Genomic DNA, 25,992 nt, shown 5'->3' with positions numbered 1-25,992 from the left:
CCAATTCGGTAATTGTCGCGGTTAAAATATTTATAGCGGCCTGGCGTGCCGCATCACGTGATGAACGGCGCGGGCAAGATGCTTTTGCACGGAGGAGTCGGAGATGCCCAATCGCTTCGCCGCCTGAGCATAGGTCAATCCATCGATCCGAACCGCAACGAACACCTGTTGCGTCCGCTCGGGCAATTCTTCCAGAGTGTGACGCAGTTGATCCAATGCGTCGCGGGCGGCGGCGACGTCATCCTGTCGTGGGCTATCATCGGCGATCGCTGCCAGTTGTTCGCCATCAAGTGCATCGGTGCGCCGCCGCGCTTCCTGCCGGTGGTGATCGACAGCAAGATTATGCGCGGTACGATAGAGCCAGGCCCGGCCATTGACGATCATATTCCCGGCCCCGCCTTCGACCATGCGCAGGAACGTCTCCTGCGCCAGATCGTCGGCCATGGCGGGATTGCCAAGCCTGCTGTTCAAATACGCCCTGATACCGCGCCAATGGACGGCATAGAGGCGTGACAACGCCTTATCCGCCATGGCCCGCCACCTCAGTCTACCAAGATATGCAACGCCGATAGCGCGATTGAGAAGTAGTCGCAACAAACAGTTGCCCCGGCGTTCCTCCCCCGCCCTCACTGGCCCATGATCTGGTCGGAGAGACAGCCTCTGCCCCAAGCCAATACACTGAAAACGGGGTATCCCGTCGAGCGCGAGACGCTTCATGGGCGCATCGTGCACGGCATACCGATGCAGTCGGAAAACCGAATAGCTGTTTCCCCATCATTCGGTTTTCCGAACAACACATCGGATGATGCCGGGAAATTATTTTATCTGTCAATTACATAGCCTAAACCGAAAGACGGCATGATCCTTGCTTATCGAGAGACAAGGCATCATCGAACATGATTTGCATGAACGTGACAACGGGCCTGAATGCCATTCTAAGGGCCCGCCACAACGAGTAATGAAGAGATGAAGGCGGCAATATCGGATCATAGGGCGAGCGGCATGTCCGACCTGCGCACAATACCTTGCCGATATAAAACGCGGTGCAGGATGAAATGCCGTCACGCCGGTGACAGGATGCTCGACCCCGACATCTTCACCGAAATGGACTGCGTACGGCGGCAGCGGCGGCGCGGCTTTCTCACCTTTATGGTCCTTACCCTGTTTTTCACGGCGAGCGGGTTCTTCGCCACCTATTTCTGGGCGCAGCGGCACGGCCTTGCCGAGCTGACCCGGCAGGGGGGAAGTCAACTCGACGGCGCCATCAGCCGCCTGGAACGGGAAATCGACAAGCACGGCACCCTGCCACTCACCATCGCCATGGACCATGATGTCATCGCATTCATGCAGTCGCGAGACCGAAGGAGCCGGATCAATGCGATGGACCGCTATCTGTCCCGTCTCAACGATGTCGCCAGGACGCGCCAGGTCTTCCTGATCGACCTGGCGGGAAAGGTCATCGCATCCAGCAACTGGGGGGATGAAACCAGCTATGTCGGCCGTAGCATCTCCTATCGCCCCTATTTTCAGCGTGCCAGACCCGATGTCGTGAACGGCTATTATGCGATCGGTACGACGGACAAGATTGCGGGATACTATCTCGCCACCGCGGTCGAGGTCGACGGCAAGCGCGTCGGCGTCGCGGCGATCAAGCTGGATCTGGGACAGCTCGAAAAGGACTGGTTCACCGGCGTGGACCAGCTCATGCTGATGACGGATGCGAACCGCATCGTCGTTCTTTCATCAAATGACGGATGGAGATATCACAGCCTCGGTCCACTGCCGCCCCAGAAGATCGAAGAGCTCAACGAAACGCAGCAATATAACCGCCACGTCATGGGCGCGCTTTCCTGGACGCCTTCGCAGGCCACTGGCGACGGTGGCATGATCGTGACCGCCGGTCTGGGGAACGAAACGCGCGCCTATCTCGCCTATGCGCGGTTCGTCCCGGTCGTCGGCATGAAGCTGACGGTTCTCTCCGATTATTCGGCCGTCAAGGCGCGCGCCGCCGAACGGGCGACGATCGCCGCAATCCTGATCCTGGTAGCGATGCTGATCTTGCGGATCATCAATCAGCGTCACCTTGCCGTCCAGGAGCGGCTGATGACCCGCGAGGCGTTGCAGGACGCTTATAATAATCTGATTCAGCAATTTGATGAGCGAAACCAGCAATTGCGCGCGACCAACGAGGAACTGCGCCATGAAGTGGCCGAGCGAATCCAGGCGGCAAGGCAATTGCAGAATTTCCAGGACGAACTGATCCGTACCGAAAATCTGGCGGTGATCGGCCAGCTTTCCGCCGGTCTCGTCCATGAAATCAACCAGCCGCTCGCCGCGCTGTCGACGCTTTCGGAAAACGCCGTCCGGTTTCTCGAACTGAACGACACCGGTACCGTTCGCCACAATCTCGAACGCATCTGCGGTCTCGTGCGCCGCATGGGCATATTGACGGGGCAGTTGCGATCCTTCGCCCGGCGCACCGACGGCGAGACCGGCCCGGTCGATCTCGAGCTTTGCGTCGAAAGCGCCGTGGCCCTGCTCGGTCACAGGATCAGCAAGGGCCATATCCGGATCGATATCAACAAGCCGGCGCGCCCTGTCGGGGCGCATGGCGATGCGGTGCGTCTGGAACAGGTGCTGGTCAACCTCATCAGCAATGCGATGGACGCCGTTCATGGCAATGGCGAACCCAGGCTTTGGATCACCCTGACCACGCAGGGCGACAGCGTGATTGTCGAGGTTGCCGACAATGGTCACGGCCTGAGCGGCGCGGTCGCGGAAAAACTGTTCGAACCCTTCTTCACCACCAAGAAGACCAGCGGCCTCGGTCTCGGCCTCGCCATCTCGCAAGACATCGTGCGGCGTTTCGGCGGGGATCTGACCGCAAGAAACGGCGAAGGCGGCGGCGCGGTCTTCCGCATGGTCCTGCGCGCCGCCCCCCTCATGGAGAACGCCAATGCCTGACGCCGATGTGATCGTCATCGAGGACGACGAGGATGTTCGGCTTGGCTGCCTTCAGGCGCTGGCCCTTGAAGGGATAAAGGCGACCGGATTCGAGACTGTCGAGGACGCCCGCAAGGCCTTGCCGAAGAACTATCCCGGAGTCGTCGTTTCCGATATCCGCCTGCCCGGGCTGGACGGCATGAGTTTCCTCGCCGAACTGGCCGCAAGCGACCCCGACCTGCCCGTCATCATGATTACGGGCCATGGCGACGTGGCGACCGCCGTGCAAGCCATGCGCGACGGGGCCTACGACTTCATCCAGAAACCCTTCGCCTCCCAACAATTCGTCGGCGTGGTGCAGCGGGCGCTGGAGAAGCAACGCCTTGCCACGGAGGTGAAGCGGTTGCGGCGGCAGCTCACGACCAAGGGCGACCTCGAAAACCGGATCGTCGGGCGATCACCCGCGGTGATGGAACTGCGCGAACTCGTCCAGAGCGTGTCATCGGTTCCCGCCGATGTGATGATCCTCGGAGAAACCGGCACGGGTAAGGAATTGATCGCCAGATGCCTGCATGATCTATCGGGGCGCACCGGTCCGTTTGTCGCACTCAATTGCGGTGGCCTGCCGGAAACATTGTTCGAGAGCGAGATCTTCGGCCACGAAGCGGGGGCCTTTTCCGGTGCCACCAGACAGCGCATCGGCAAGATCGAACATGCCAATGGCGGCACGCTCTTCCTCGACGAGATCGAGAGCATGCCGATGGCGATGCAGGTGAAGTTCCTGCGCGTGCTCCAGGAGCGCGTGGTGGAACGCCTCGGCTCCAACACGCTGATTCCTGTCGACTTCAGGGTGATCGCGGCCACCAAGGCCGATCTGCTGGAACTGTCCGATGAAGGGAAATTCCGCAGCGACCTGCACTTCCGCTTGAACGTCATCACCATCGAACTACCGCCCATGCGCAATCGCAGGGAGGACATTCCCCTTCTCTTCGACTATTTCGTCACTCAGGCGGCTTCACGGCTCGATCGCGAGCCTCCACCCGTGCGCGAGTCGGTGATCCGCGAATTGCTGGCGCACAATTGGCCGGGAAACGTGCGGGAACTCCGCAACCAGGCCGAACGCTATGCTCTGGGCCTGAAGACGGCGCCAGGCCATGACGCCGCTGGTGGCAGCATCTCCTTGTCCTCTGCGGTGGAGAATTTCGAACGCGGCCTCATCGTCGAGGAACTGAAACGCAACGACGGCAACATTTCCAAAACGGCGGACGCGATGGCGATCGCCAAGACGACCTTGTTCGACAAGATCCGCAAATACGACATTCGCGTTCGCGAAACCTGACGGATCCCTCCCCTCCGCCAAGCGTATCCTGGCGAGAACACCGCGAGCCTGTGCGGCAGTCCCGCTTGCCCGGGCACGACGGCCCGGGGCCGCGCAATGGCAATCGCGGCAATCACCGAAATACCGATCCGCCATCGGGCGTTGCCGAGCGCATAGACAGGCTACCCCGTCACATAGCCAGGTCATGGCTGCGTCGATCATCGCGGAACGCTCGGATCATATCGGCTCCGCCCCGATCATCGGTCCAAGCCATGAAATAGGAATTCGGGCGCCAAGGGAATCCTCGCCCCGATTCCGCCTCCCACCGACGTGCGCCAGTTGTACTTCGCGCGGCCATCCTTGGTGTTGCGTCACGCCTGTTCGGTCAACCGGACGGCCGTGACGCCGATCTTCGGGAATCCGTATAATCCTCTCGCCCGATCGTCGCGATCCATGTTTTTAATATACAAAATCAACTACTTATCATAACAAACCGACCTTGGCACGATCATTGCTTTTCCATGGGAACGAGCCGGATGGCTTGGAATTTTCCAGCTCAAAAAAGAGCCCCAAGAAGGAAGATGGCAATGGCAAGCAGCAACGTTAACAAGCCCAGCAAGGCTTCGCAAAGCACCCTTTCCGGGGTGCCTCTTCTGCACGATCCGATCTGCAACAAGGGTACGGCCTATACGCGCGACGAGCGCCGCCAGCTTGGTCTGGAAGGACTTTTGCCGCATGCCGTCGAAACGCTCGACCGTCAGGTCGAACGCGTTCTCGATCACCTTGATCGCGTCAAGGATGACCTCGATCAGTACAGCTATCTGATGGACCTCGAAGCCCGCAACGAAACGGTCTTCTTCAAGGCGATCATGTCCGATCCGAAGCGCTTCATTCCGATCCTTTACGATCCGACTGTCGCCGACGCCTGCGAGGCTTTCGGCAACCTCTACCGCCGCCCGCGGGGCATGTACATTTCGCGCCACATGAAAGGCCGGATGGCCGAAGTGCTGCGCAACTGGCCGGAAAAGGATGTCCGTTTCGTTTGCGTGTCCACCGGCGGCCGCATTCTGGGGCTGGGCGACATAGGCGCCAACGGCATGGGGATTCCGATCGGAAAGCTGCAACTCTACACCGCCTGCGCCGCGGTTCCGCCGCAGGTCCTGTTGCCGGTTCTTTTCGACATCGGAACCACGAACGAGCATCTTCGGGCCGATCCCTTCTATCTCGGCACGCGTGAAGCCCCGGTCACCGAAACCGAACTCGACGAACTGACGGAGGAATTCGTTCAGGCCGTCAATCAAGTCTTCCCCGGATGCTGCATCCATTTCGAAGACTGGAAGGGTACCGACGCCATCCGGATGCTTGAACGGTACAAGGACACCATCCTTTGCTACAATGACGACATTCAGGGTACCGCGGCGGTAGCGCTCGCCGGAATCGATGCTGGCCTGAAGCAGACAGGCGGCAAGCTGGCTGACCAGCGCATTCTCTTCCTCGGCGCAGGCTCCGCGGGTCTGGGCATCGCCAAGCTGATCGCTGCCGAGCTTCAGACGCTGGGTCTTTCGGCCGAAGACGCCCGCAAGCGCGTCCGCCTGTTCGACGTCAACGGCCTGCTCGAATCCTCACGCACCGATTTGACGGAAGCCCAGAAGCCTTGGGCGCAGGATGAAACACCCTCGAAGGACTTCGTCGACGTCATCGAGCACTTCAAGCCGACCATCCTGATCGGCGTGTCCACCAAAGCACGGGCTTTCACGAAGGAAGTCATTGAGGCCGTCAGCCGCCTGAACGAGCATCCGATCATCTTCGCGCTGTCCAACCCCACTCACAAGGCGGAATGCACGGCAGAGGAAGCCTATAGCTGGTCCGGAGGCAAGGCCCTGTTCGCCGCCGGCGTCCAGTTCGATGAAGTCACCTATGACGGTAAAACCTACCGCCCGGGCCAGGCCAACAACTTCTACATCTATCCGGCGATCGGCCTGGCGACATATGCGGCGCGTCCGACGCGCCTGAACGATGAATGCTTCATCGTTGCCGCCCATGCCACGGCGGATCAGGTCGGTCCTTCCCTGCAGGCCAAGGGAATGCTCTTCCCGAGCCAGGACCATATTCTGGAAACGGAGATCACCACCGCCACTCGCATCGTCGAATATATGTTCGACGCGGGTCTCGCGACGGTCGAGCGACCCGCCGAGATCCGCTCCTGGATCGAGGGCCTGCTCTACAACCCGGCCTATTGACACCAACGACCCGCGCACTCCGGCCGTCATGGTTTCGCCATGACGGCCGGACAACCGGAGAGAGTCCGTCATGCACTATTTTGTCGATACGCTCCAGAAATACCCGGAAATCGCCCTCTTCCTGACCATTGGCATCGGTTTCTGGATCGGCAACCTGAAAATGGGCAAGTTCAACCTCGGCGTCGTGACCAGCACGTTGCTCGCCGGGCTGCTCGTCGGACAGGTCGGCGTCAAGCTGCCCGGCGTTCTCCAATCCACCTTTTTCGCCATGTTCCTGTTTTCCGTGGGCTATTCGGTCGGGCCGCAGTTCATCCGTGCCTTGAAGAGCGACGGCCTGGCGCAAGTGATCTTCTCGATCATCATATGTCTGAGTGGCGCGGCAACGGCCATCCTGCTCGGCAAGGCGCTCGGATATAACGGAGCCCTGACCGCCGGTCTGCTTTCGGGCGGCTACACCAACTCGACCGTGTTGGGCGTGGCGACCGATCTCATGAACCAGTCGGGTCTGCCACCAGCGGAACTGGCAGCCGCGCTGGCCCTGATGCCCGTCGCCTATGCCGTCACCTATCCATTCGGGACCATCGGCTCGGCCTACATGCTCGCCGCCATCGCCCCGAAAATTCTCGGCTTCGACCTTGTCAAGGTCTGCCAGGAATATGAGGCGGCCCATGGCGGCAAGAAGGTCGGCACCACCGCCTATCGCGAATATTCGGCGCGCGCTGTCCGCCTCACGAGCGAAGCGCTCATCGGCAAGTCCGTCGCGGAAGTGGAGGAGTTGTTCCGCCACGAAATTTTCATCCGCCGCATGCGCACCGTAGAGGGCGGTTCGATCATCGATTGCCAGCGCGATACCATTCTGACCGAAAACGCCATCCTCGCCGTCTCCGGCGGCCTCTCCGCCCTGCTTGCCTATACCCGCGAGTTCGGACCGGAACTGAAGGATGTGCCGCTACTGGACTTTTCCACGGAACTGCTGGATCTGGTCGTCACCAACAAGGCCTATGCCGGCAGGACGCTGGGTGAACTGATCCACACCCTGTTCGGCGAACCCGGACGCGGGGTATTTCTCACCAAGTTTACCCGCTCCGATGTCGCAATGCCAATGAACCTCGAAACCCGCATCCAGCGCGGCGATGTGCTGACCATTCTCGGCGCCAAGGCGGATGTCGCCACGATCGCCAAGGAACTGGGTTACGCCGATCGTCCGGTTGAAGGTTCGGACATGGCATTCATGGCCTTCGGCATCGTCGCCGGCTCGCTGATCGGCGCCTTCACCATCCATATCGGCGGCATTCCGCTGTCGCTCGGGACCGCCGTCGGCGCGATTGTCGCTGGTATCATCTGCGGTTACTTGCGCTCGACCATGCGTACCTTCGGGCACATTCCCGGCCCGGCCATCTGGGTGTTCAACAATGTCGGCCTCAACGGCTTCATCGCCTGCATCGGCCTCAACGCGGCGCTCGGCTTCGTCGGCGGCATCCAGCATTACGGCGTCACCCTGTTTCTGGCCGGTACGCTCATCACCCTGGTGCCGATCATCGTCGGCCTGATCCTCGGGCATTTCGTGTTCAAGTTCCACCCCGGCATCATGCTCGGCGCAGTAGCGGGATCCCGTTCGACCACGGCCGCACTGGGCGCGCTTCAGGAGGCGGCCAAGAGCAATGTTCCCGTCGTCGGCTACGCCACCGGCTATGCCACCTCGCGCCTGGTCATGGCGCTGCTGACGATCCCTGTCGTCAAATTCTTCTGACCTCTCCTGGAAACGTCGCCTCCGGTCAGAGGCGGCGTTTCCGCTTTGTAGGAAGCGCAGACGGTTCCCCACGAAACTCCGCCCGTGTTCCAGCCGGTCGTCGAGGTCGTCCGCCTGGGCGATTCTACCCGGGGCCGCCGAAATGATCCCGACGACGACGCCCCTGTATCCGAGCTTCCCGAGCGCCGATGTCACGACAAGCGCGCCACCTTGCGTGACCATATTGCCTTCGAGGTTGGAGAATCTCCCTATTAAGCCCCGGACCTCGCCGGGGCCGCAAGCGGCGACACCGCCATTACGGGCCTTCGCTTCCGTTATACTTCATCTTCCACCCGGAATCACCGGAGGCGACGACGCACCGACGATCAGCCCGAACCACCCCGTGAGAGCGGTTCCGTTTTCGCAGCCTCGAACTCGTCGAAGCATCGAAAAGAGAACCGACCCCAGCGGGTTCCTGACCAACGAGCATGCCGGGGTGATGCCCGAGAGCATCATCCTCCAGAATGCAAGGCTCTCGTGGGCGGTGCAGCGAGAGGACCACCTGTCTATGCTCTGGCGTCTGTCGGGCTTCGGTCGAGCGAATTTGGCGTAGGACTTTCGGCCTCAACGCACCATGCTGTGCAACCTCGGCGCTTGATCTCCGGGGTATGTTGTGGACGGAACGATGAATGAGGCGTCGATTGATTTCAGATCGGCCAAACCGAGCTGTGCCATCGCAACATCAATCTCTTGTCGGAAGATGTCGATGACCCGGGAAACACCTTCTTCCCCGGCGACGGCAAGACCCCAGATATAGGCTCGGCCGATAAGCACGGCGGACGCTCCCAGCGCCATTGCCTTCAGCACATCGGTTCCGCGCCTCACGCCGCCATCGTAATAGACCTCCGCCCGGCTACCAACCCGCTCGACAACCGGGGCAAGGCAATCCAGGCTCGCCGGCACTTGATCGATCTGCCGGCCGCCATGATTCGAGACAACCACTGCAGCAGCGCCCCGCGCCACCGCCAAGTCTGCATCATCAGGCGACAATATACCCTTGAGGATGATCGGCAGGGACGTACAACTAGCTAGCCATTCGAGATCTGCCCAAGTCAATGCGAAGCGTTTGATGCTTCCGTCGGGCCGGCGAGCGGTGCTATCCAATTCCAATCCATTGAGATTACCCATGCCCACATTGGCGGGCATCGAAAACAAACGGCGAAGCATGCGCTCCCTGCGTCCTGGATGAAAGGCGTCGACGGTGACGACGAGCGCCTTATAGCCGGCATGCTCGGCACGTTTGATGATCTCGGCCATGTGGCCTCGGTCACCGTAGCAGTAAAGCTGGAACCATAGTGGTCCATCAGCGCGGGCTGTATCTTCCAGTGAATAATGCGAATCCATGCTGCAGATGGCCAGGACGTGGCTCCGAGCGGCCGCGTTGACGGCCGCAAGCTCCGCATCGACATGAGCCAAGCGCAGGGGACTGGTAGGGGCAAGGACGACCGGTAATGCGACCTCCTGACCCAGCAGCGAAACCACCGGACTTCTTTTCGAAATGTCCCGCAATATTCGAGGCATCAATCGCCATCGACTGAACGCGAGGGCGTTGTCTCTGATGGTGATCTCGTCCTCCGAGCCTCCCGCGATGTAGTTCCATGCATCCTCGGAGAGGATATCGCGAGCCGCATCCTTGAAGTCGTCGATGTTGATCGCGTTCATGTGATCGCCCCTTGTCTGACAGTCGTAGGATGCGGGTTGGGCGCAGATGTCGGCCTCTGCCAGCGTTTCCGCGCCGGTCACAGGAACACGCGATCATTGATAAGGCTATTCCAGCCCGACAACGCATCGGCATTCATCAAGTAGAGGCGAATATAATAGCGATCTTGCTCGTCAAATCTGGGCCGGAATGATCGGCGTCTGTGCATGACGCGGGTGTTGGCGTAGAGAAGCAGGGCACCTTTCTCTCCCGCGATCTCCAGACCGCTCCGGCTCGCACGCAGGATCTCTTTGAAGCGCTCGTAGGCCGACTGTGCTTCCGGCGTGAGGCCGATCACATTGCTTGCATGGAAACGGCCATGGAGCCGACCTGATCGGTCCCGGGCCAGAAGCGGAACGCCCTCGACGTCGAGCCCCCCGCCGTGACTCGCCGGTCGGCAAATGCCGAACTCAGGACGGTGGAGAATGTCGACGAGGACGCTCCCATGTCGTCGACCGATCTCGGCGACGATATCGTCCAATGCGGCGACATCCATGGGAACATCGTCTTCCGCATGAACGCAGACGAAAGCCTGATAATCGTTCATCGGACCGCGTATCTGCTCTTTCGGCTCCGAAAGACCGGGGATGAAGCGGTTGGCATTGTCTTGATGCCATCCGAGGTCGTCTGCGAATCCCTGGGAGCTTGCTTGCGCTGCCAGGCGTCGTACCGGCGCGACCGCACGCAATAATCGCCCATTGTTCTCCGAGGCATAGGCAAAACCTCGGAGGCTCAGGGACCCCGCCAAGCTGCCAACCAGATTGAAGATATAGGATCGCACGTCCGCCTCTGTCACGGCCCCGTCGCTCGGGGTCTTTGGTGAATCCTCATCTATGGGCAGACCGCGCACCTCGATGACGGTCGCGTCGGCCGTTTTTGCGAACATGAGACCCGAGGTCATCTCGGGAACAGCGTCAAGGAACGCCATTCGCGCGTCATATTCATAACCTTCTGGATCGTCCTCGTATGACCCCCACCTGCGGCGTTCAGACGCGATCGAGGCGACCTTTTTCGCCGCAGATGGATTGATCGTGACCACGGCATGCCGGGCGCATCCGCCGGGGGTGGGACGGATCGAAACGATGGCGGATCCCCCCTCTGATCCAGTGAAGATTTCGCAAATGGCCCCGAAGTCAGTGATCCGTGAAGTTTCAGAGTACAGGCCGAACATTTCTTGGAAAGACATTTTCGCCTCCAATAGTTGGTTTCTGTTACTGATGGACAACGCAGATTCTTATCTGCATCATGGTAAAGTAGTTATAATTATCGAAACCACTACCGACCTAATTCAATATGGTCGAGACACTGCGCGCGAGGAACCCTCCCACAGGATTAGTGGGAGCGAAAAGCAATCGTATCGCCATGAGACACGATATTGTAACCAGCAGAGGACGAATGAGCCTCACACCGATACGTATGGCCAGAATTGAGCCGATTTGCGCTCCGGTGAACGCACCGATCGCCATGACGAAACCCACGGCCCAATAGATTGAGCCCGCGGATGCGAAGAGGAGAAGCCCTCCAAGGTTGCTCGCTGCGTTGGCCATTTTTGTATGTGCGGTGGCGCGAACTACACCAAAGCCGAGCAAGCTGACGAATGCCGCCATGTAGAACGAACCGCCGCCAGGCCCGAAGATTCCATCGTAGAAGCCGATCAGGGGCGCGACCGTCAGGGCGAACATGCCGATCGAAATGCGCGCCTTCGCGTCTGCATTGGTCATCTTGGGCGCAAGCGCGAAATAGAGCGCGATGCCGATCAATATGAATGGCACAACGCCGCTGACAAAGGGTTTCGGAAGCAGATTCACGGAAAGTGCTCCGAGGATGCCGGCGATGAAGGCACTTCCACCGATCGGAAGCGCGATTCTCCAGTCGATCAAACCTTTGCGCGCGAAGGCGAGAGTCGCTGATACTGTGCCCGCGGATCCCTGAAGCTTGTTGGTCGCGATCGCGGCGACCGGATTCAGGCCGGCAAGCATCAGCGCGGGAACGGTCAGCAAGCCGCCGCCGCCCGCGATCGCGTCGCAACAACCCGCCACGACGGACACCAGAAACAGGCCGCCAATGGACAGAAGGTCGAGTTCGCTCATGGACGCCTCCCCGAATGAAGCGCGCTCAGGCGACGAGCGCGGATGCCCGGCGGGCGAGATGACCGTCCGCAGCCGCCAGAAGAATGGAGAGGGAAAGACCTTCGGCCGCCGTCCGCAGCGCCTCGACCGTCCCGCCGGACGGACCGATGCGCAGGTTCTGATCGGCAGGGTCGTCGCCATATGGGAAAGTCGCCCCGGCGGGCGTAAGGCGGATTCCAGCGTCCAGGGCCAATGATGCGACCCGCCGCGCCCCACCACCGTGAAGGTCGATGTTGATGAAGTAACCGCCGCGGGGATTTGTCCAGCGCGCGACGTCCTTTCCGCCAAGATGCTCATCCAAGGTCGAGAGGACCGCGTCGAACTTCGGCTTCAATAGCGCACGGTGGCGGCTCATATGTGCATTTATGCCGTCAAGGTCACCGAGAAATCGGACGTGCCGGAGTTGGTTGATCTTGTTCGGACCGATTGTTCGGCGATTCACATGGTGGCAAAACCATGAAAGATTAGCTTCAGACGATGCAAAGAAGGCGACGCCCGCGCCAGGCAGGGTAATTTTGGACGTAGATGCAAATACGAAAGGACGATCTGCATGCCCTGCCTGCATGCAGGCTTCTATAAGGCTTGCGACACGCTCCTGTTCGGTTTCGTTGAGATCGTGAACCGCGTAGGCATTATCCCAGAACACTCTGAAATCAGGCGCCCCGGTTTGCATCGCCGCAATCCTTCTTACGACCTCTTCCGAGTAGGTAACGCCGGTCGGATTGGAATATTGGGGGACGCTCCACATCCCACGCACCGTCGGATCGGCCGCAAGCTCTTCCACGACGTCCATATCGGGGCCATCCGCTTGCATCGGGACGGGGATCATGCGGATCCCAAGCGTCTCGCAAATGCGGAAATGCCGATCGTATCCGGGGGCCGGACAGAGAAATGCGGTCTGCTGCTCGGCCTTATGCCACGCTCCCGAGCCTCCCGGCACTCCATGCAGATACGCAAATGTCAGCGCATCGTGCATGAGGGCAAGGCTCGAGTTTCCTGATGCCATGACCTGGTCGGGCGTGGCACCGAGCAGGGGAGCGAAAAGATGGCGCGCTTCGGATATCCCCAGCACGCCTCCATTATAGCCGCGGCAATCGATGCCGTCAGAGGTGAGATAGTCGCCGTCCGACGCCGCGTTGAGGAGTTCTCGCGACAAGTCCAACTGCTCAGGGGCAGGATTGCCGCGGCTGAGATCGAGGCATACGCCCCGAGCCACGAACGCCTTGTAACGATCATCGGCTTCGCGCCTGAATGCGCGAAGGGCTTCGTTGGACAGCTTCTCCATGTATCACCTTCATGTGCAATCTGTTGCTATCGGTGATTCTATCGCATACAGTTACATTGTATTATTGCATACAATAAGTATCCGCATGCGATATGTACGTGATGAAGGTCGCGTACGCAAGCAGGAGTTGTTATGATGAGCGCAGACTGGCTTCCCAACTGGGTTCGGCCGAGTTCGCGAGGAATATCGCGCGGCCTCGTCGAGGCGCTGGCTGATGACATTGCAAATGGTCGCCTGAAAAAGGGCGAGCCTCTTCCTTCACAGCGCTCCCTAGCCGACCAGCTTGGAATAAATTTTACAACAGTTACAAGAGCTTATGAAGAAGCTCGCCAACGCGGCCTGGTCGAGGCGAGGGGCGGTCTCGGCACATTTGTCGCTCGGGGAACAACCACGACTACGCCCGGCCTGATCGATCTTTCTGGGAACTCGCCACCACTTACGGCGTCGACTGGGCGACTGGCCGATCATCTGAGCAAGCTGGGCAGAAGCCGTGGCGTCGCCGACCTTACCCGCAGAGCGGGTATCCAGGATGGGCGTGACTCGGAGGCGGCCGCAGAGTGGTTGAACGAGGTGCGATTCGGCTCTGCCGCCATCGATGCAAGCCGGGTCGCTCTGGCAGGTGGCGTGCGGGCCGCGTTGACCGCCCTGCTGATGACGACGGTGGGCACCGATGGCATATTGCTTACCGAGGCGCTGACATGGCCTGCGGCGAAGAACTTGGCGGGATTCCTGGGGATCAGGCTTGAGCCGGTCGCCCTCGACGGCGAGGGAATAATCCCGGCAGCCTTTGATGAGGCATGCGCGCGGCACCGGCCCAAGGCGCTGTACTGCACCCCATCCGGCCAGAACCCTACGACGGCGACCATGTCCATTGCTCGTCGGGAACAAATCGCCGCGATCGCTGCGAAACACACCGTCACGATTATCGAAGACGATGTGTACGGATTTCTCGGTGGCGCGGCGTCACCTCCGCCCATTGCAGCTCTTTACCCGGAAGGAGTGATTTATCTTGGCGGTCTGGCCAAGAGCATGATGTCCGGAATGCGCGTTGCCTATGTGGTGCACGGCACGGCAAGGATGACCCATCTGTTTGCCGCTCGATTGACAGTCAGCGGAGGCGTCGCCCCGCCCCTGGAACTGGCTCTCGCTACCGAATTAATAGAGGGCGGTCTTGCGAGGATATTCATACAGGAAATCCGAGATGAAATGAGCCTGCGGCGCGAAAAGGCGATCACTATTCTTGGTCGAGATCGCCTGACGACCTCTGGCGAAGCACTGCATGCATGGCTTGCCCTGCCGGAAAACTGGAATAGAGCTGAATTTCTGACCCGTTTGCAACGCGAGAATATCTCGTCCATACCGAGCGATGCTTTTGCTGTCTCACCACAATTTGCAAGTAATTGCGTCCGAATCTCTTTAGGTGGCGTGATTGACCGTGACGTCCTCGGCCAGGCGCTACAAGGAATTTCCAAGATTCTGGACTATGATCCCGAAATCGATGGGTCGTTCATCGGATGATGAACCGGCTCCCTACTGCAGGCAGCGATCAACAGTCGGTTGATCGCTGCGTTTCCGCCTGAGAGCCCGACTGGTTCATCGTCAATCCTATCGACCAAATGCCGGGACTGAACACCTAGCCCATCAGCAACACACCTCCAGGCAGGTGCCGCGAACGCAACCCAAGGGCCTGTTGTATCTGCTCAACGGCGCTATCGATCCGGTCGGTATGGAAAACGCCGTTCACTGACCGTCGCCCCAATGCCGCGTCGGTAAGAATGATCCGGCCGGCGCGATAGAGGTTGATCTGCTCGATCACCTCTCCGAGCGGCACTCCTTCGAAGATGAGCAACCCCCGTCGCCAGGCCGCTGCCTTGGCTGGATCGATGCGCGTTCGCGTGGTGCGGTTATCGGTATCGAAGGCCAGCTGCTCTCCGGCATGGATATCATCCCTGTGCCCATCGCGCCGACATTGCACTCTGCCTCTCGCACAGGTGATCCGAAGCACCCCACCAAGCGCCTGAACGTTCAATATCGCCGCATCGGCAATGATCTGTCGGCTGCCAGCTTCGACGGAGAACGGCTGGCGGGCCGAAGATGCGTCCACAAAGGCTTCGCCGCTGATGAGCGCAATACCCCGTCCGCTGTCGACCAATGAAACGCTGGTCCGGGAGTTTAGCTCGATGTCGACTCCAGCCATCGGGCTGAAGGCATAACGTTCGCCCGCGCCGGTGCGATGATCGGCCATCAACTCCGCCAGCGAAGGCCATAGCGAGAGCGGAGGCTGCATGATGCCGAACGCCGCCACCGCCGCACCAAGCACGGACCCGCCCGCCAGAACCGCGCGACGGTCGATGACCGGCGCGGGCGTCGTCGCGACCGCGCGGGTAAGCGTGTGGATACTCGCCACCTTGCGAAAGGCGTCATCATGGTCCGGACTCTGCGCCCGCCAGCGGACAAGTTCCGCCGCATCGGATTCCGTCACGTCACCGGAGGCAAGGCGCACGAGCCATTCGGCTGCCTCGAAAAGCAATCGGTCGTCATTGTCTTGGACGGGCTCATTCTGCGTCATTGCAGAGTTGGTTTCCTGCTGTGATGGCAGGTGTCGTTCCTCATGCACAATTCTCCTATTTCCTAGACAGGCGGAACGCACCGCGAGCGAAGAGATTCTTTCGTTCCATGCGTTGCGCACAGTGCAATACGGCATCACGCAACTCGATCTGGATGGTGCGGATGGTGACGCCATAGCGTTCTGCGAGTTCCGCAGTGGTGGCTTCGCCGTTGAAATTGGCGATGAAGATATCGCGCTGGCGCTTGGGCAGTTCGTTGATGATATGGCGCAACGCCGCGATTTCGCCGCGGCCGATCGCAACGCGTTCCTGATCGGCCGCGGCGTCCGCCATATCGATGATCTCAAGAATCTCGACCCTGTTCAGCAGATGGCGCCGTTCAGTCGCATTGAGGTTTGAAGCCGTGTTCAGAGCCGCACGATAAAGATAGGCATCAGGGTCCGAGACAGGTGCCAGATCAGGGCCGTTGCCGAGACGAATCCAGGTTTCATGCAATGCCTCGCCAGCCAGATCACGCGATCCGAGTCGCGAGGTCAGTCGGTCCCGAAGATAGTGATAGCGCGAGATCAGGGATTCGCGCAGTATCATGCGCGTGGGCTTGGTCACGGCGCATCCTTCCGCGCCGGCACCGTGACAGAACTGACCCCGAACCGGAGAGGCGACGCAAAACCGTCGGGCGGCAACTCCGACAGTTGGTACCCGACCAGACGGTTTTGAATCTCGGTTTCACGTTCGGGGTGGCGCTTCCGGCTTTCCGTGGTCAGGCCTACGGTGTCGATCCGGCCCATGCGGTCGATACGGACAATGATGGCGACCTCGAACGGGCGGCCGGTGAAGCCGCCCCCGACGTTCAGAATGGATCGAATCTCCCGAACGGCGCGATTTGCATAGGATGTGAATGAGGATGAGCCGCCGCCGATCAAACGCGATGTGCGCACCTGCGCCATGTCGAGTTGCAGGGATGGCACGCTGGAGAAGTGACGGGCGGAGCCGTGCGCCCTACCGGCGGCATCCCCCCATCGGGTGCCGGGCGAAAAGACATAGGCCGATTTGCGATCGGTGAAGTGACCTTCAAGCCCGGTTCCCGCCAGCAGCGTGCGCAACGCCATGGCCGGTGTATATCGACCGTTCAGCGGCGCCGACACGCGGCCCCTCGCAAGCCCGGTTTCAAAGAAGATATCGACGCCGCTTTCGCTGGCGAAGGCCGCAAGCGCCCCGGCCAGCGGTTGCGCCGGTATCGCATAATAGCGCTCACCATCCGGTGGCGCAGCGTGGAGTGACGGCGCTCCCATCATCATAGGTCCAGCAACGGCGACTGCCAGCGCAGCCGCGAACCTTCTCCATCCCGTTGGTCTCGTCCATCGCATCGCCCGATGATCATCTGATCTGGAACGTGATCGGCAAGCTGATGTCGAGTTTATCCGGCCATGCGCTGGGCGGAGGCGGCATCGGTTGCGCACGCGCCACGGAAGCCAGCGCTTCCCGGTCGATTTCGGCGACGCCGGAACTGCTCTCGATCCAGGCGTCGATGATCCGTCCCTCGTGGTCGATCAGGAACCTCACCTGCACGACGCCTTCCTTTCCACCGCTGCGGGCGGCGGCAGGATAGACCCGGTAGCGATCCAGATGCTCTTGCAGCCGGGCACGGTAGGCCAGCAATTCAGCGGTCGGGATATCCGTTGCCGCCGGGGCTGTCTGCGGCGAGGACTGGATAGCTTCCTGATTCTGGCCATTCGAACCGGCAGCGCGACCTTCGGCAGCGCGTTGCGGTCGCGCACGGTCGCGCGCCATGCGAAGAGGCATGTCGACGGGCATCGGCATGCTGCCGGTCTTGCCGGCCTTGTCTTCTGGCACCGCTCCCTCGCGATCAAGGGGGATCATTTCAATGACCAAGGCTGCTCCTCGTTGACGCGTCACGTTTTCGTCACGATCCATGCCCGGCACCGGCCAAAAGAATAGCGCCACACCCGCTGCGACATGCATGGCGGATGATATGAAGAACGCAAGCGATCGCGTTGGACCGTCAGGATTGGAACCCGCCACTGTCATGTCTCTGTCATCGGAGCGGACTGCCTAACCGGGATATGTCGCGACTTGATGACATTCGCGAATGACCAATCTCTGCGGCATCGTCGCCCGGACCGATCTGAAAAATCAAAGCTTTCGTAAAAATGATTCGCTTCGTCGTGAGATGCCTGTCTCCAAAAGTGAGGAGGCAGCACATCATGCAACGCGCGCATCGCGACTGTCACAGCGCAGACATTGCCGACGATCCGGATGTCCGTCGACAATTCCGGGTCGCCGCCCCGGCCGTGCTGTTCGATCCTCCTTCGCAACACGCGCGGATTGGCCGCCTTGATGCGGAGGTGCGTAGCTTCCCGGTGCAGCGCACCGTGCAATTCACCGCGAACACCGCCACCGTTCATCTGCTCGTTCCACTGAGTGGCGGCATCGCTGTTGGCACACGAAGCGAAACGCAACTCGTGTCCCAATCGTCCGCGCTGCTGATCGCAAAGCGCGAAACCACAGCGCGCGCGGGGACGGCAGGCAGTTCCGCCCTGATCCTTCATATTCCTCGCTCGCATGTTCAGATCGCGGCGGCCCATGCGACCGGCATGCCCTGTCGCCTTGCTTCGGCAAATTATCGGTTGAATTGCTCCGAAGCATCGGGCTTCGGCCAAGCTATCGGACGGCTGCTCGGACAATTCCGTGTTCAGAAGCCCATCGAGGGTGCGGACAATGCTGATATTTCGGGCGAGTTGCTGACGGCGCTTGTTGAGGCGCTGATGTCGGCGGGGCTCGCGGCCAACACATTTCCGGTCGCCCGCTCGGTAGAGCGTGTGATCGCGCATGTTCGCGACGATCCACAAGCAGACTGTTCCGATCGCGAATTGGCGCGGATCGCAGGAATTACAATCCTCGCCCTGCAACGCAATTTTCGCGAATGCTTTGGGATACCGATTGCCCAGTTCGTTCAGCAAACGCGGCTGGATCTGGCGCATGAGCGCTTGGCCAGCGCATGCGAAAGCCGTTCGATTACGCAGCTGGCGGCAGATCTGGGCTTCACCTCCGCCGCCATTTTTGCGCGCGCCTACCAACGTCGATTTGGAGAAATTCCAAGCCAGACACGCATCCGCGCCGTGCGCGGCTGACCGTCTCCGCGCAAGCGGAGAAGCCTTAAAAATCCAAATGCTTTGATGCATATTCAAAGCATTTGGATTTCTTGTGCCATAATTTTTCAATTATATTTCCACTAATTCCAAAGGAATCGAGACTTATTGTAATTACACATTATCCCAAACATCGCCAATATCGTCACATAATTTAAACACTACATCGCCCAATGCGGATGAAGCGCACGAGACACGGGGATTTCACTAATTTCCCGTTGAGACGAATCAGCCGAACCGGCAAGAGAATTGCGTTCACGATATGCTGCGGTGCCGCACGGCCAACAGCCGCAATCGAATCCTGTCTGGGGGCTTGATGTTAGAAATCGATCGATGGTGCGGGGCACATCGCTTCCCGCCGATGCTGCGGCTGACTGCCATGCTGGTGACGACCGCGCTGACGGCGATGCCTGCTTTCGCGCAGGATTCACCAAGGTTTTCACCCACGACCGGGCAGGCCGACACCTCTTCGAGCGAGGCTGGAGCACCCTCCGCGCCTTCAGCCACATTCGATATTCGCGGTTTTGCGGTGAAGGGCAACACGCTCTTGAAGCCCGACGTGGTGGAGCGGGCCATCTATCCGTTCACGGGCCCGGACAGGAGCGAGGCGGACGTCGAGGCGGCGCGGGCGGCGCTGCAGAAGGCATTCGAGGACGCCGGCTATGTGGCCGTCTCGGTGTTCATCCCCGAGCAGGCCGTGGGCACGGGTGTGCTGATCCTGCAGGTGCAGCCGCAAGCGATCGGCCGAGTGGTGGTGGCTGGCGACACGCGCAATGCGGACAAGGTAAAGGCGCTGGCGCCGTCCCTGACGCCGGGCGAGACGCCGAACCTGCCACAGTTTCAGCGCGACGTGGTCGCGATGAACAGCAAGCCGACCCGACGGGTGACGCCGGAACTGAAGGCGGGTGTCGCGACAGGCACGCTCGACGTGGTGCTGACGGTCGACGAAACCTCGCCATTCCACGCCTCAGCCGAAATCAACAACTTCTCCAGTGCGGCGACGAGCAACCTGCGCGCGTCGGCAACGGTACGCTATGACGATATGTGGGGCCGCGGCGACTCCTTGAGCGTCTCGGTGCAGACCGCACCGCGCCGGCTGGACGACGCCAAGGTGCTCTCGGGCAATTATCTGATGCGGCTGGGCACGGGCACGCAATTGCTGCTCTACGGGGTGCATTCGGATAGCGACATAGCGGTCGTGGGCGGCACCAGCGTCATCGGCAAGGGCGACATGGCGGGCGTGCGGCTGATCCGGTCGCTGGGCAGCCAGGAGGGCTTCTATCACTCGCTGACCATCGGGTTCGACTGGAAGCATTTCAAGGAAGACGTGCTGCTGGGCGCGGACCGCGCCTCGGCGCCGATCGAATATTTCCCGGCGACGGCAAGCTGGCGTGGCGACTGGTCAGGCGACCGGCGCAACAGCGACCTGACCTTGAGCACCATATTCGGCTTTCGCGGGATCGGCGACGGCCAGGAGCGGTTCGACGCGAAGCGCTATCAGGCGCGGCCGAGCTTCGTGGTGTTCAAGGTCGAGGGCAACCACACGCAGGACGTGCTGGGCGATTTCCAGTTCAACGCGCATCTTTCGGGCCAATGGGCGGGCGATCCGCTGATCTCGAACGAGCAGTTCAGTCTGGGCGGCATGCAGAGCGTGCGCGGCTATTATGAGAGTGAAGCGCTGGGCGACTGGGGCTTTGCGATGCAGACCGAACTCAGGACGCCGGAACTGGCGGACATCCTGCCACCGCTCGACGCATTGCGCTTCCACGTCTTCTACGATGCCGGCCGGACCGGCATTCATGCCCCACTGCCGGGCCAGCACCACCTGTTCAAGGCGATGTCGGTGGGCGCCGGTGCACGGGTGCGCCTGCTCAAGATCCTTAACGGCGCGGTCGATATCGGCACGCCGATCTTCTCCACCTCCGAGAGCCGCTCGGGGGACATTTTCGCTCGCTTCCGCATCTGGGGGGAATTCTGATGTCTCGATCGTCTCTGAAGAAGAGCGTGATGGGCGGCGTGATCGCCGTCATCGCGCTCTCCACCGCCTCGCCAGCCTTCGCCTGGTGGGAAGCGGATTATGCCTATCGCACCAAGCTCAACCTCAATGCCCAGGCCGCCGGCATCACCGGTGAGGTGGCGCGCGCGCCCGTCCTTGTCCGCCTGCATCAGGGCAATTTCAATTTCGATGATGTGAAGCCCGACGGGTCCGACCTGCGTTTCATAGCCGGCGACGATCGCACCCCGCTCAAGTTCCACGTCGAAAAGTGGGACGTGGCGGGCCAACAGGCGCTGGTCTGGGTGGATGTGCAGGGCCTGCAGCCAGGCCAGGCCTCCGCGATCTATGCCTATTATGGAAACAAGAACGCCAAAGACGGTCAGGACCTCGCCGGGACCTTCGGCCCGGATTATCGGCTGGTCTATCACTTCAACAATGCGGGAGCACCTCGGGACGCGACGGTCAATGGCGCGAACGGCCATGGCGGCGACACGCGGAACGCGGGCGGCCTGATCGGGCCGAGCCTGGTCCTTGACGGCAAGGCGCCGATGACGCTGCCCGCTTCTGCGTTCGCGGCCGGGCCGCTCTCGATCAGCTTCTGGGTGAAGCCCGGCTCGGATGGCACCATCTTTACGCTGCCGGGCGCCGTAAGCCTGGTGAGCGGAGGCGGCCGGCTCTTCATCGATCAGGGCGGGGTGCGCTCGGCGGGTGCTGCGCTTGCGGCCGGCACCTGGGCCAATGTCGCGCTGGTCAATGACGGCAAGAAGAGCCTGCTTTATGTGAACGGTCAGCCTGCGGGCGAGGTCGCAGGGGCGCTGGCCCCGCCGACCGGCGCGGCGCAGATGGGCGTGGGCTTTGCCGGCGAGGTGGACGAGCTTCGCGTGGCGGGCGCGGCCTTGCCGCAGGCCATGTTCCAACTTGCCGCAGCGAGCGAAGGCCAGAATGCGAAGCTGGTGCTGGCGGACACGGCCGAGCAGGTCGAGACCGGTGGCGGCCATGGTTATTTCGGCATCCTGTTCGGCGCGCTGACGCTCGACGCCTGGATCGTGATCGCGATCCTGGGGGTGATGTTCATCCTGGCGGTGTGGACGATGATCGCCAAGCATCTGCTGTTCGGGCGGATCGAGAAGGCCAATGCGCTCTTCCTCGACTCCTATCGCGCGCAGGCGAAGCGCGCGGGCGATCATGAAGGACTGCCCGCCTTCGATCCGGGTGCCGGTTCGGAGAGCTCGACGCTGGGCCAGATCTATGCGCTGGGCCGCCGCGAACTGGCCGAACGCCTGAAGGAGGGGCGCGCCACCGGCAGCCGTTTCGCGATCCGCGCGCAGTCGATCGCGGCGATCCGTTCGGCACTCGATGCCGAACAGGTGCTCCAGAACCAGAAACTGCAGGAACGGATGGGGTTCCTGACCAACTCGATCTCGGGCGGTCCGTTCATCGGTCTGGCTGGCACGGTGCTGGGCGTGATGATCACCTTTGCCGCCGTGGCCGCGGCAGGCGAGGTCAACATCAACGCCATCGCGCCGGGCATCGCCGCCGCGCTGCTGGCGACGGTGGCGGGCCTGGTCGTCGCGATCCCGTCGATGTTCGGCTATAATGCGCTGCTCACCCGCTCGAAGAAGATCACCGCGCACGGCCAGATCTTCGCTGACGAGTTGGAGAAGCGCATCGCCGAGACGTGGCAGGATGTTCCTGCCGCGGCGCACACGGCCTGATCCCCGTAGAGAAGGAGTTCAGGTCATGGCGATGCAGATCGGCGACGAAGACAAGCCGTATAACGAGATCAATGTCACGCCGATGATCGACGTGATGCTGGTACTCCTCATCATCTTCATCCTGCTGACCACCGCGGCGGTGCAAGGAATCAAGGTGGACCTGCCAAGCGCCTCTTCGGCAAAGCCGCTGGAGGTACAGAAAAGCCGGGTGATCGCTGTAGCCGATGACGGCACAGTATCGATCGACGCGATCCCGGTTTCAATGAGCGAACTGGAGGGACAATTGCGCACCTCCATCGCCAACGATCCCAAGCTGGCGGTGATCCTGCGCGGCGACCGGGCGGTGCAGTATGACAAGGTGATGCAGGTGCTTGACCTGTGCTCCAAGGTCGGCGTGCCGAGCTTGGGCATGGCCTCGACCCGGCCTCCGGTTTCGGCATCTGGTGGAGGCCAGTAATGGCGGCGCTGGCCCTGAATGGCGGACCGGACGGTCCGCGTCGGCGAAGCTTGCCCATCGCGCGTCACCTGACTTGGGGCCGAGCCACGCTGGTCGGCGGAATCGCGCTCGTCGCCTTCATGATCTGGACGTTCATGACCGCCCAGATCGTGAGCAAGCGGCCCAGCGAGATGAAGACGACGCAGGTCATCCTGCCGCCCCCCCCAACCCCGCCGCCGCCGCCCGAGGTCAAGCCCCAGGAGAAACCGCCCGAACCGAAAGAGGCGCCACCAATCGAGCAGCCGCAGGACAACCCACCGCCGCCCGACCAGGCGAAACCCTCCGAGCCGACCCAGGGCGACAGCGCGCTCACCGCCCGCGAAGGCGCCGGCCCCAGCAATTACGGCCTCGCCGTGGGCAACGGCTCGGGCACGCGGATCGGCGGCCGGCCGGGCGGGAGCGGTAATGACGGGTTCGCCGCTTATGCAGGGGTGGTGCGCAGCGCCATCCAGCTCGCCACGCAGAGCGACCGCGAACTGGCCCGTGGCCGCTACACGGTGCGCCTGATGGTCCGGGTCGACGAGGCCGGGCGCGTTACCGACGTGCGCGTGATCGACAGCTCAGGCGACAGCCGCCGCGACGCGCGCCTGCGCTCGGTGCTCGTCGGTCTCCAGATTTCTCGTACGCCGCCTCCCGGCCTTCCGCCGATGCGGCTCGAACTCGCTACCCGCTCGGGAGCCTGATGTGTCCACTCAGCCTTTCCGCGCCTCATCTCCCAGGGGGAATACTGCCATGTCCAAGTCCATCTTTCACGAACGGCTGCGGCCGCTGCTTCTCGCCTGCGCGGCGGGCACGGCCGCCTGCGCTTCGCCTGCCTTTGCCCAGGACACCACCATCGATCCCAAATTGCTGGTCGAGCAGCTCGTCGCCGAAGGTGTTCTGACCCAGGCCCAGGCCGACCGGATGATCGCGAAGGCGACCGTGCCGGTGCGGGCCGCCCCGGCGCAGACCACGGCCGCGCCGCTCCAGGGTGGGGTCACCGCCGACGGCACCCAGATCGTGCCCTATGTGCCGCAGGTCGTGCGCGACCAGATCACCGAGCAGGTCAAGAGCCAGCTCGCCAGCCAAGCCCAGACCGAAGGCTGGGCCAAACCCGGCGAGACCCCGGAATGGACCCGCCGTATCAGCGTCTATGGCGACGTGCGCGCGCGGTTCGAGCGGCGCTTCTTCGACAAGGGCAATGCCGACATCTTCCCCAACTATGCCGACATCAATGAAGGCAACCCGCAGAACATCAACACCAATACGCCGGGCTATGTCGGTCCGGCCTTCCTCAACACACTCGCCAACCGCAACCGCGCCCAGCTTCGTGCACGTCTCGGCGTCAAGGCACAGGTCGATGAATGGATCAGCGCCAATATCCGCGTCGCCACCGGCAATGACCGCACCCCGGTCTCGACCAACCAGACATTGGGCGCATTCGGCGGTGGCGGCTATCAAGTCTGGCTCGACCGCGCCGCGATCACCCTGACCCCGGTCAAGAGCGTGGATATCGAGCTTGGCCGGTTCAGCAATCCCTTCTTCACCACCGACCTCATGTTCGATCCCGACATGGGCTTTGACGGCGTCGCCGTCTCGGCCAGCGCCCCGGTGACGCAGAAATTCTCGCTATTCGGCACGGCAGGTGCGTTCCCGGTGTTCAACACCGCGCTCAACTTCGGCTCGCGCAACGCGCCTACCGCCGATGTCGAAGGCAAGAACAGCTATCCGGGGGTGCGCGGACCTTACAGGAGCCAGGATAAATATCTCTTCGCCGCGCAGGCCGGGATCGCCTTCCAGCCCAGCGACGCGCTGCGCTTCCGCCTCGCCGGCGCCTATTTCCACTACGACAATGTTCAGGGGCAGCGTTCGGCGCCGTGCGAATATTATGAACTGACCTGCTCGACCGACGCGACGCGCCCTGCCTTCCAGCAGCTGGGAAATACACTGTTCCCGATCCGTAACGTGATCCCCAATCCGCTCGATCCGGTCCACAGCCCGGAGAACCAGTATTTCGGTCTCGCCAGCAAGTTCCGCGTGCTCAACATCCATGCGGCGGTCGACTTCGCACCGTCCGACAGCTTTGGCATGCGCCTCGAAGGCGACTTCGTGAGGAATCTCGCCTGGAACCGCGCCCTGCTGCGCGGCACCTACAGCGCCACCTCGGGCTGGAGCGGCCTTGCGGTCAACAATCTGGGCGCGGGCGTGCGGGTGCCCGATCCCAAGGATTCGACCAAGACGATCCTGCAGAACGGTCCTTATGCCGGCGGCAACACAGGTTGGCAGGCGCGCCTGACGGTCGGTTCCTCGCTCGGCCTCAACACCGATGCTGATGGCGGCACGATCGAGCGTGGGGGCTGGAACCTCATGCTTGCCTATCGCCGCCTGGAAAGCGACGCGATTCTCGACGCGTTTGCCGACAGCGACTTCGGCATGGGCGGCACCAATGTGAAAGGCTGGTATCTCTCGGGCAACTATGGCCTGGGCCATAACACCATGATCGGCGCGCGCTGGATCTCGTCCAACGAGGTTGCCGGCCCGCCGCTCTCGGTCGATCGCCTCTTTGTCGATCTCGTGACGCGGTTCTGATCGGCCCGCATCCATGTTGACCGCAACGCTCCTCCTCGCCACCCGGCTGCGTGACTCTCGGTCCGCCGCGCGGCTGA

General features: G+C 61.4%; 21 protein-coding genes. 11 read left to right on the top strand and 10 right to left on the bottom strand.

The window, feature by feature from the left end:
* Positions 1-30: 30 nt before the first annotated feature.
* Positions 31-531, bottom strand: coding sequence for an RNA polymerase sigma factor (locus tag RN629_RS05390; protein ID WP_407034306.1), 501 nt, complete (start codon positions 529-531; stop codon positions 31-33).
* A 519-nt stretch (positions 532-1,050) separates the two neighbouring features.
* Here RN629_RS05390 and RN629_RS05385 point away from each other — a divergent pair.
* The 4 genes from RN629_RS05385 to RN629_RS05370 all read left to right on the top strand — a co-directional run bounded on the left by RN629_RS05385 (position 1,051) and on the right by RN629_RS05370 (position 8,251).
* A complete protein-coding gene (locus tag RN629_RS05385) occupies positions 1,051-2,964 on the top strand; it encodes a sensor histidine kinase (RefSeq protein ID WP_407034247.1) in 1,914 nt (637 codons plus the stop codon).
* Complete coding sequence (locus RN629_RS05380; protein ID WP_407034246.1) at positions 2,957-4,282, top strand: sigma-54-dependent transcriptional regulator; 1,326 nt, start codon at positions 2,957-2,959, stop codon at positions 4,280-4,282. The genes RN629_RS05385 and RN629_RS05380 overlap by 8 nt, the downstream gene beginning before the upstream one ends.
* A gap of 566 nt (positions 4,283-4,848) precedes the next feature.
* Entirely contained in the window at positions 4,849-6,501 is a 1,653-nt protein-coding gene (locus tag RN629_RS05375) for an NAD-dependent malic enzyme (RefSeq protein WP_407034245.1), read from the top strand.
* A 70-nt stretch (positions 6,502-6,571) separates the two neighbouring features.
* The gene (locus RN629_RS05370) at positions 6,572-8,251 is read left to right on the top strand and encodes an aspartate:alanine exchanger family transporter (protein ID WP_407034244.1); all 1,680 of its coding nucleotides are present in this window, start codon (positions 6,572-6,574) and stop codon (positions 8,249-8,251) included.
* A 603-nt stretch (positions 8,252-8,854) separates the two neighbouring features.
* Here the strand turns inward: RN629_RS05370 and RN629_RS05365 are convergent.
* The 4 genes from RN629_RS05365 to RN629_RS05350 all read right to left on the bottom strand — a co-directional run bounded on the left by RN629_RS05365 (position 8,855) and on the right by RN629_RS05350 (position 13,403).
* A complete protein-coding gene (locus RN629_RS05365) occupies positions 8,855-9,952 on the bottom strand; it encodes an alpha-hydroxy acid oxidase (protein ID WP_407034243.1) in 1,098 nt (365 codons plus the stop codon).
* A gap of 77 nt (positions 9,953-10,029) precedes the next feature.
* Positions 10,030-11,175 (bottom strand): Fe(II)-2OG oxygenase family protein, encoded by a 1,146-nt coding sequence (locus tag RN629_RS05360; protein WP_407034242.1) that lies wholly within the window; start codon positions 11,173-11,175, stop codon positions 10,030-10,032.
* A 97-nt stretch (positions 11,176-11,272) separates the two neighbouring features.
* The gene (locus RN629_RS05355) at positions 11,273-12,079 is read right to left on the bottom strand and encodes a TSUP family transporter (RefSeq protein WP_407034241.1); all 807 of its coding nucleotides are present in this window, start codon (positions 12,077-12,079) and stop codon (positions 11,273-11,275) included.
* 25 nt (positions 12,080-12,104) lie between these two features.
* Complete coding sequence (locus RN629_RS05350) at positions 12,105-13,403, bottom strand: aminotransferase class I/II-fold pyridoxal phosphate-dependent enzyme (RefSeq protein ID WP_407034240.1); 1,299 nt, start codon at positions 13,401-13,403, stop codon at positions 12,105-12,107.
* A gap of 135 nt (positions 13,404-13,538) precedes the next feature.
* Here RN629_RS05350 and RN629_RS05345 point away from each other — a divergent pair, with 135 nt between their 5' ends.
* A complete protein-coding gene (locus RN629_RS05345) occupies positions 13,539-14,921 on the top strand; it encodes an aminotransferase-like domain-containing protein (protein WP_407034239.1) in 1,383 nt (460 codons plus the stop codon).
* 115 nt (positions 14,922-15,036) lie between these two features.
* On the opposite strand, the gene RN629_RS05340 is transcribed toward RN629_RS05345, so the two are convergent.
* From RN629_RS05340 to RN629_RS05325, 4 genes are all read right to left on the bottom strand, one after another.
* Positions 15,037-15,972, bottom strand: coding sequence for a FecR family protein (locus RN629_RS05340; protein ID WP_407034238.1), 936 nt, complete (start codon positions 15,970-15,972; stop codon positions 15,037-15,039).
* Between the two features lie 55 nt (positions 15,973-16,027).
* Positions 16,028-16,576, bottom strand: a complete 549-nt coding sequence (locus tag RN629_RS05335; RefSeq protein ID WP_407034237.1) for an RNA polymerase sigma factor — start codon at positions 16,574-16,576, stop codon at positions 16,028-16,030.
* Entirely contained in the window at positions 16,573-17,268 is a 696-nt protein-coding gene (locus RN629_RS05330) for an STN domain-containing protein (protein ID WP_407034236.1), read from the bottom strand. The genes RN629_RS05335 and RN629_RS05330 overlap by 4 nt, the downstream gene beginning before the upstream one ends.
* Before the next feature lie 79 nt (positions 17,269-17,347).
* Entirely contained in the window at positions 17,348-18,019 is a 672-nt protein-coding gene (locus RN629_RS05325) for an energy transducer TonB family protein (RefSeq protein WP_407034235.1), read from the bottom strand.
* 176 nt (positions 18,020-18,195) lie between these two features.
* Between RN629_RS05325 and RN629_RS05320 the strand changes: the two genes are divergently transcribed.
* Complete coding sequence (locus RN629_RS05320) at positions 18,196-19,122, top strand: AraC family transcriptional regulator (RefSeq protein ID WP_407034234.1); 927 nt, start codon at positions 18,196-18,198, stop codon at positions 19,120-19,122.
* A gap of 273 nt (positions 19,123-19,395) precedes the next feature.
* Here the strand turns inward: RN629_RS05320 and RN629_RS05315 are convergent, their stop codons facing one another.
* Complete coding sequence (locus tag RN629_RS05315; RefSeq protein WP_407034233.1) at positions 19,396-19,716, bottom strand: hypothetical protein; 321 nt, start codon at positions 19,714-19,716, stop codon at positions 19,396-19,398.
* On the opposite strand from RN629_RS05315, the gene RN629_RS05310 reads away from it, so the two are divergent.
* Genes RN629_RS05310 through RN629_RS05290 form a run of 5 tightly spaced genes read left to right on the top strand, consistent with a single transcriptional unit; the run spans position 19,688 to position 25,915 of the window.
* The gene (locus RN629_RS05310; protein ID WP_407034232.1) at positions 19,688-21,118 is read left to right on the top strand and encodes a ShlB/FhaC/HecB family hemolysin secretion/activation protein; all 1,431 of its coding nucleotides are present in this window, start codon (positions 19,688-19,690) and stop codon (positions 21,116-21,118) included. The genes RN629_RS05315 and RN629_RS05310 overlap by 29 nt on opposite strands.
* A complete protein-coding gene (locus RN629_RS05305) occupies positions 21,118-22,851 on the top strand; it encodes a DUF2341 domain-containing protein (protein WP_407034231.1) in 1,734 nt (577 codons plus the stop codon). The genes RN629_RS05310 and RN629_RS05305 overlap by 1 nt, the downstream gene beginning before the upstream one ends.
* Before the next feature lie 25 nt (positions 22,852-22,876).
* Positions 22,877-23,308, top strand: a complete 432-nt coding sequence (locus tag RN629_RS05300; protein WP_407034230.1) for an ExbD/TolR family protein — start codon at positions 22,877-22,879, stop codon at positions 23,306-23,308.
* On the top strand, positions 23,308-24,030 hold the full coding sequence (locus tag RN629_RS05295; RefSeq protein WP_407034229.1) for a cell envelope integrity protein TolA: 723 nt from the start codon (positions 23,308-23,310) through the stop codon (positions 24,028-24,030). The genes RN629_RS05300 and RN629_RS05295 overlap by 1 nt, the downstream gene beginning before the upstream one ends.
* Before the next feature lie 49 nt (positions 24,031-24,079).
* A complete protein-coding gene (locus RN629_RS05290) occupies positions 24,080-25,915 on the top strand; it encodes a putative porin (RefSeq protein WP_407034228.1) in 1,836 nt (611 codons plus the stop codon).
* Positions 25,916-25,992 lie beyond the last annotated feature (77 nt).

This window comes from Facivitalis istanbulensis, assembly GCF_040560405.1.
GTDB classification, from domain to species: Bacteria; Pseudomonadota; Alphaproteobacteria; order Sphingomonadales; family Sphingomonadaceae; genus Sphingomonas; species Sphingomonas istanbulensis.
Note: the sequence above shows the minus strand (reverse complement) of the source record. Positions and strands in the feature narration are given on the sequence as shown.

What these genes read in the sequence shown, in the direction of transcription:
- RN629_RS05295 (WP_407034229.1), top strand. Translation starts at nt 23,308, where the DNA reads ATGGCGGCGCTGGCCCTGAATGGCGGACCGGACGGTCCGCGTCGGCGA.
- RN629_RS05360 (WP_407034242.1), bottom strand. Translation starts at nt 11,175, where the DNA reads ATGTCTTTCCAAGAAATGTTCGGCCTGTACTCTGAAACTTCACGGATC.
- RN629_RS05350 (WP_407034240.1), bottom strand. Translation starts at nt 13,403, where the DNA reads ATGGAGAAGCTGTCCAACGAAGCCCTTCGCGCATTCAGGCGCGAAGCC.
- RN629_RS05380 (WP_407034246.1), top strand. Translation starts at nt 2,957, where the DNA reads ATGCCTGACGCCGATGTGATCGTCATCGAGGACGACGAGGATGTTCGG.
- RN629_RS05390 (WP_407034306.1), bottom strand. Translation starts at nt 531, where the DNA reads ATGGCGGATAAGGCGTTGTCACGCCTCTATGCCGTCCATTGGCGCGGT.
- RN629_RS05355 (WP_407034241.1), bottom strand. Translation starts at nt 12,079, where the DNA reads ATGAGCGAACTCGACCTTCTGTCCATTGGCGGCCTGTTTCTGGTGTCC.
- RN629_RS05290 (WP_407034228.1), top strand. Translation starts at nt 24,080, where the DNA reads ATGTCCAAGTCCATCTTTCACGAACGGCTGCGGCCGCTGCTTCTCGCC.
- RN629_RS05340 (WP_407034238.1), bottom strand. Translation starts at nt 15,972, where the DNA reads ATGACGCAGAATGAGCCCGTCCAAGACAATGACGACCGATTGCTTTTC.
- RN629_RS05385 (WP_407034247.1), top strand. Translation starts at nt 1,051, where the DNA reads ATGAAATGCCGTCACGCCGGTGACAGGATGCTCGACCCCGACATCTTC.
- RN629_RS05365 (WP_407034243.1), bottom strand. Translation starts at nt 9,952, where the DNA reads ATGAACGCGATCAACATCGACGACTTCAAGGATGCGGCTCGCGATATC.
- RN629_RS05325 (WP_407034235.1), bottom strand. Translation starts at nt 18,019, where the DNA reads ATGACAGTGGCGGGTTCCAATCCTGACGGTCCAACGCGATCGCTTGCG.
- RN629_RS05330 (WP_407034236.1), bottom strand. Translation starts at nt 17,268, where the DNA reads ATGATGATGGGAGCGCCGTCACTCCACGCTGCGCCACCGGATGGTGAG.
- RN629_RS05305 (WP_407034231.1), top strand. Translation starts at nt 21,118, where the DNA reads ATGTCTCGATCGTCTCTGAAGAAGAGCGTGATGGGCGGCGTGATCGCC.
- RN629_RS05320 (WP_407034234.1), top strand. Translation starts at nt 18,196, where the DNA reads ATGCAACGCGCGCATCGCGACTGTCACAGCGCAGACATTGCCGACGAT.
- RN629_RS05345 (WP_407034239.1), top strand. Translation starts at nt 13,539, where the DNA reads ATGAGCGCAGACTGGCTTCCCAACTGGGTTCGGCCGAGTTCGCGAGGA.
- RN629_RS05300 (WP_407034230.1), top strand. Translation starts at nt 22,877, where the DNA reads ATGGCGATGCAGATCGGCGACGAAGACAAGCCGTATAACGAGATCAAT.
- RN629_RS05375 (WP_407034245.1), top strand. Translation starts at nt 4,849, where the DNA reads ATGGCAAGCAGCAACGTTAACAAGCCCAGCAAGGCTTCGCAAAGCACC.
- RN629_RS05370 (WP_407034244.1), top strand. Translation starts at nt 6,572, where the DNA reads ATGCACTATTTTGTCGATACGCTCCAGAAATACCCGGAAATCGCCCTC.
- RN629_RS05315 (WP_407034233.1), bottom strand. Translation starts at nt 19,716, where the DNA reads ATGGCCCGCTCCACCACGTCGGGCTTCAAGAGCGTGTTGCCCTTCACC.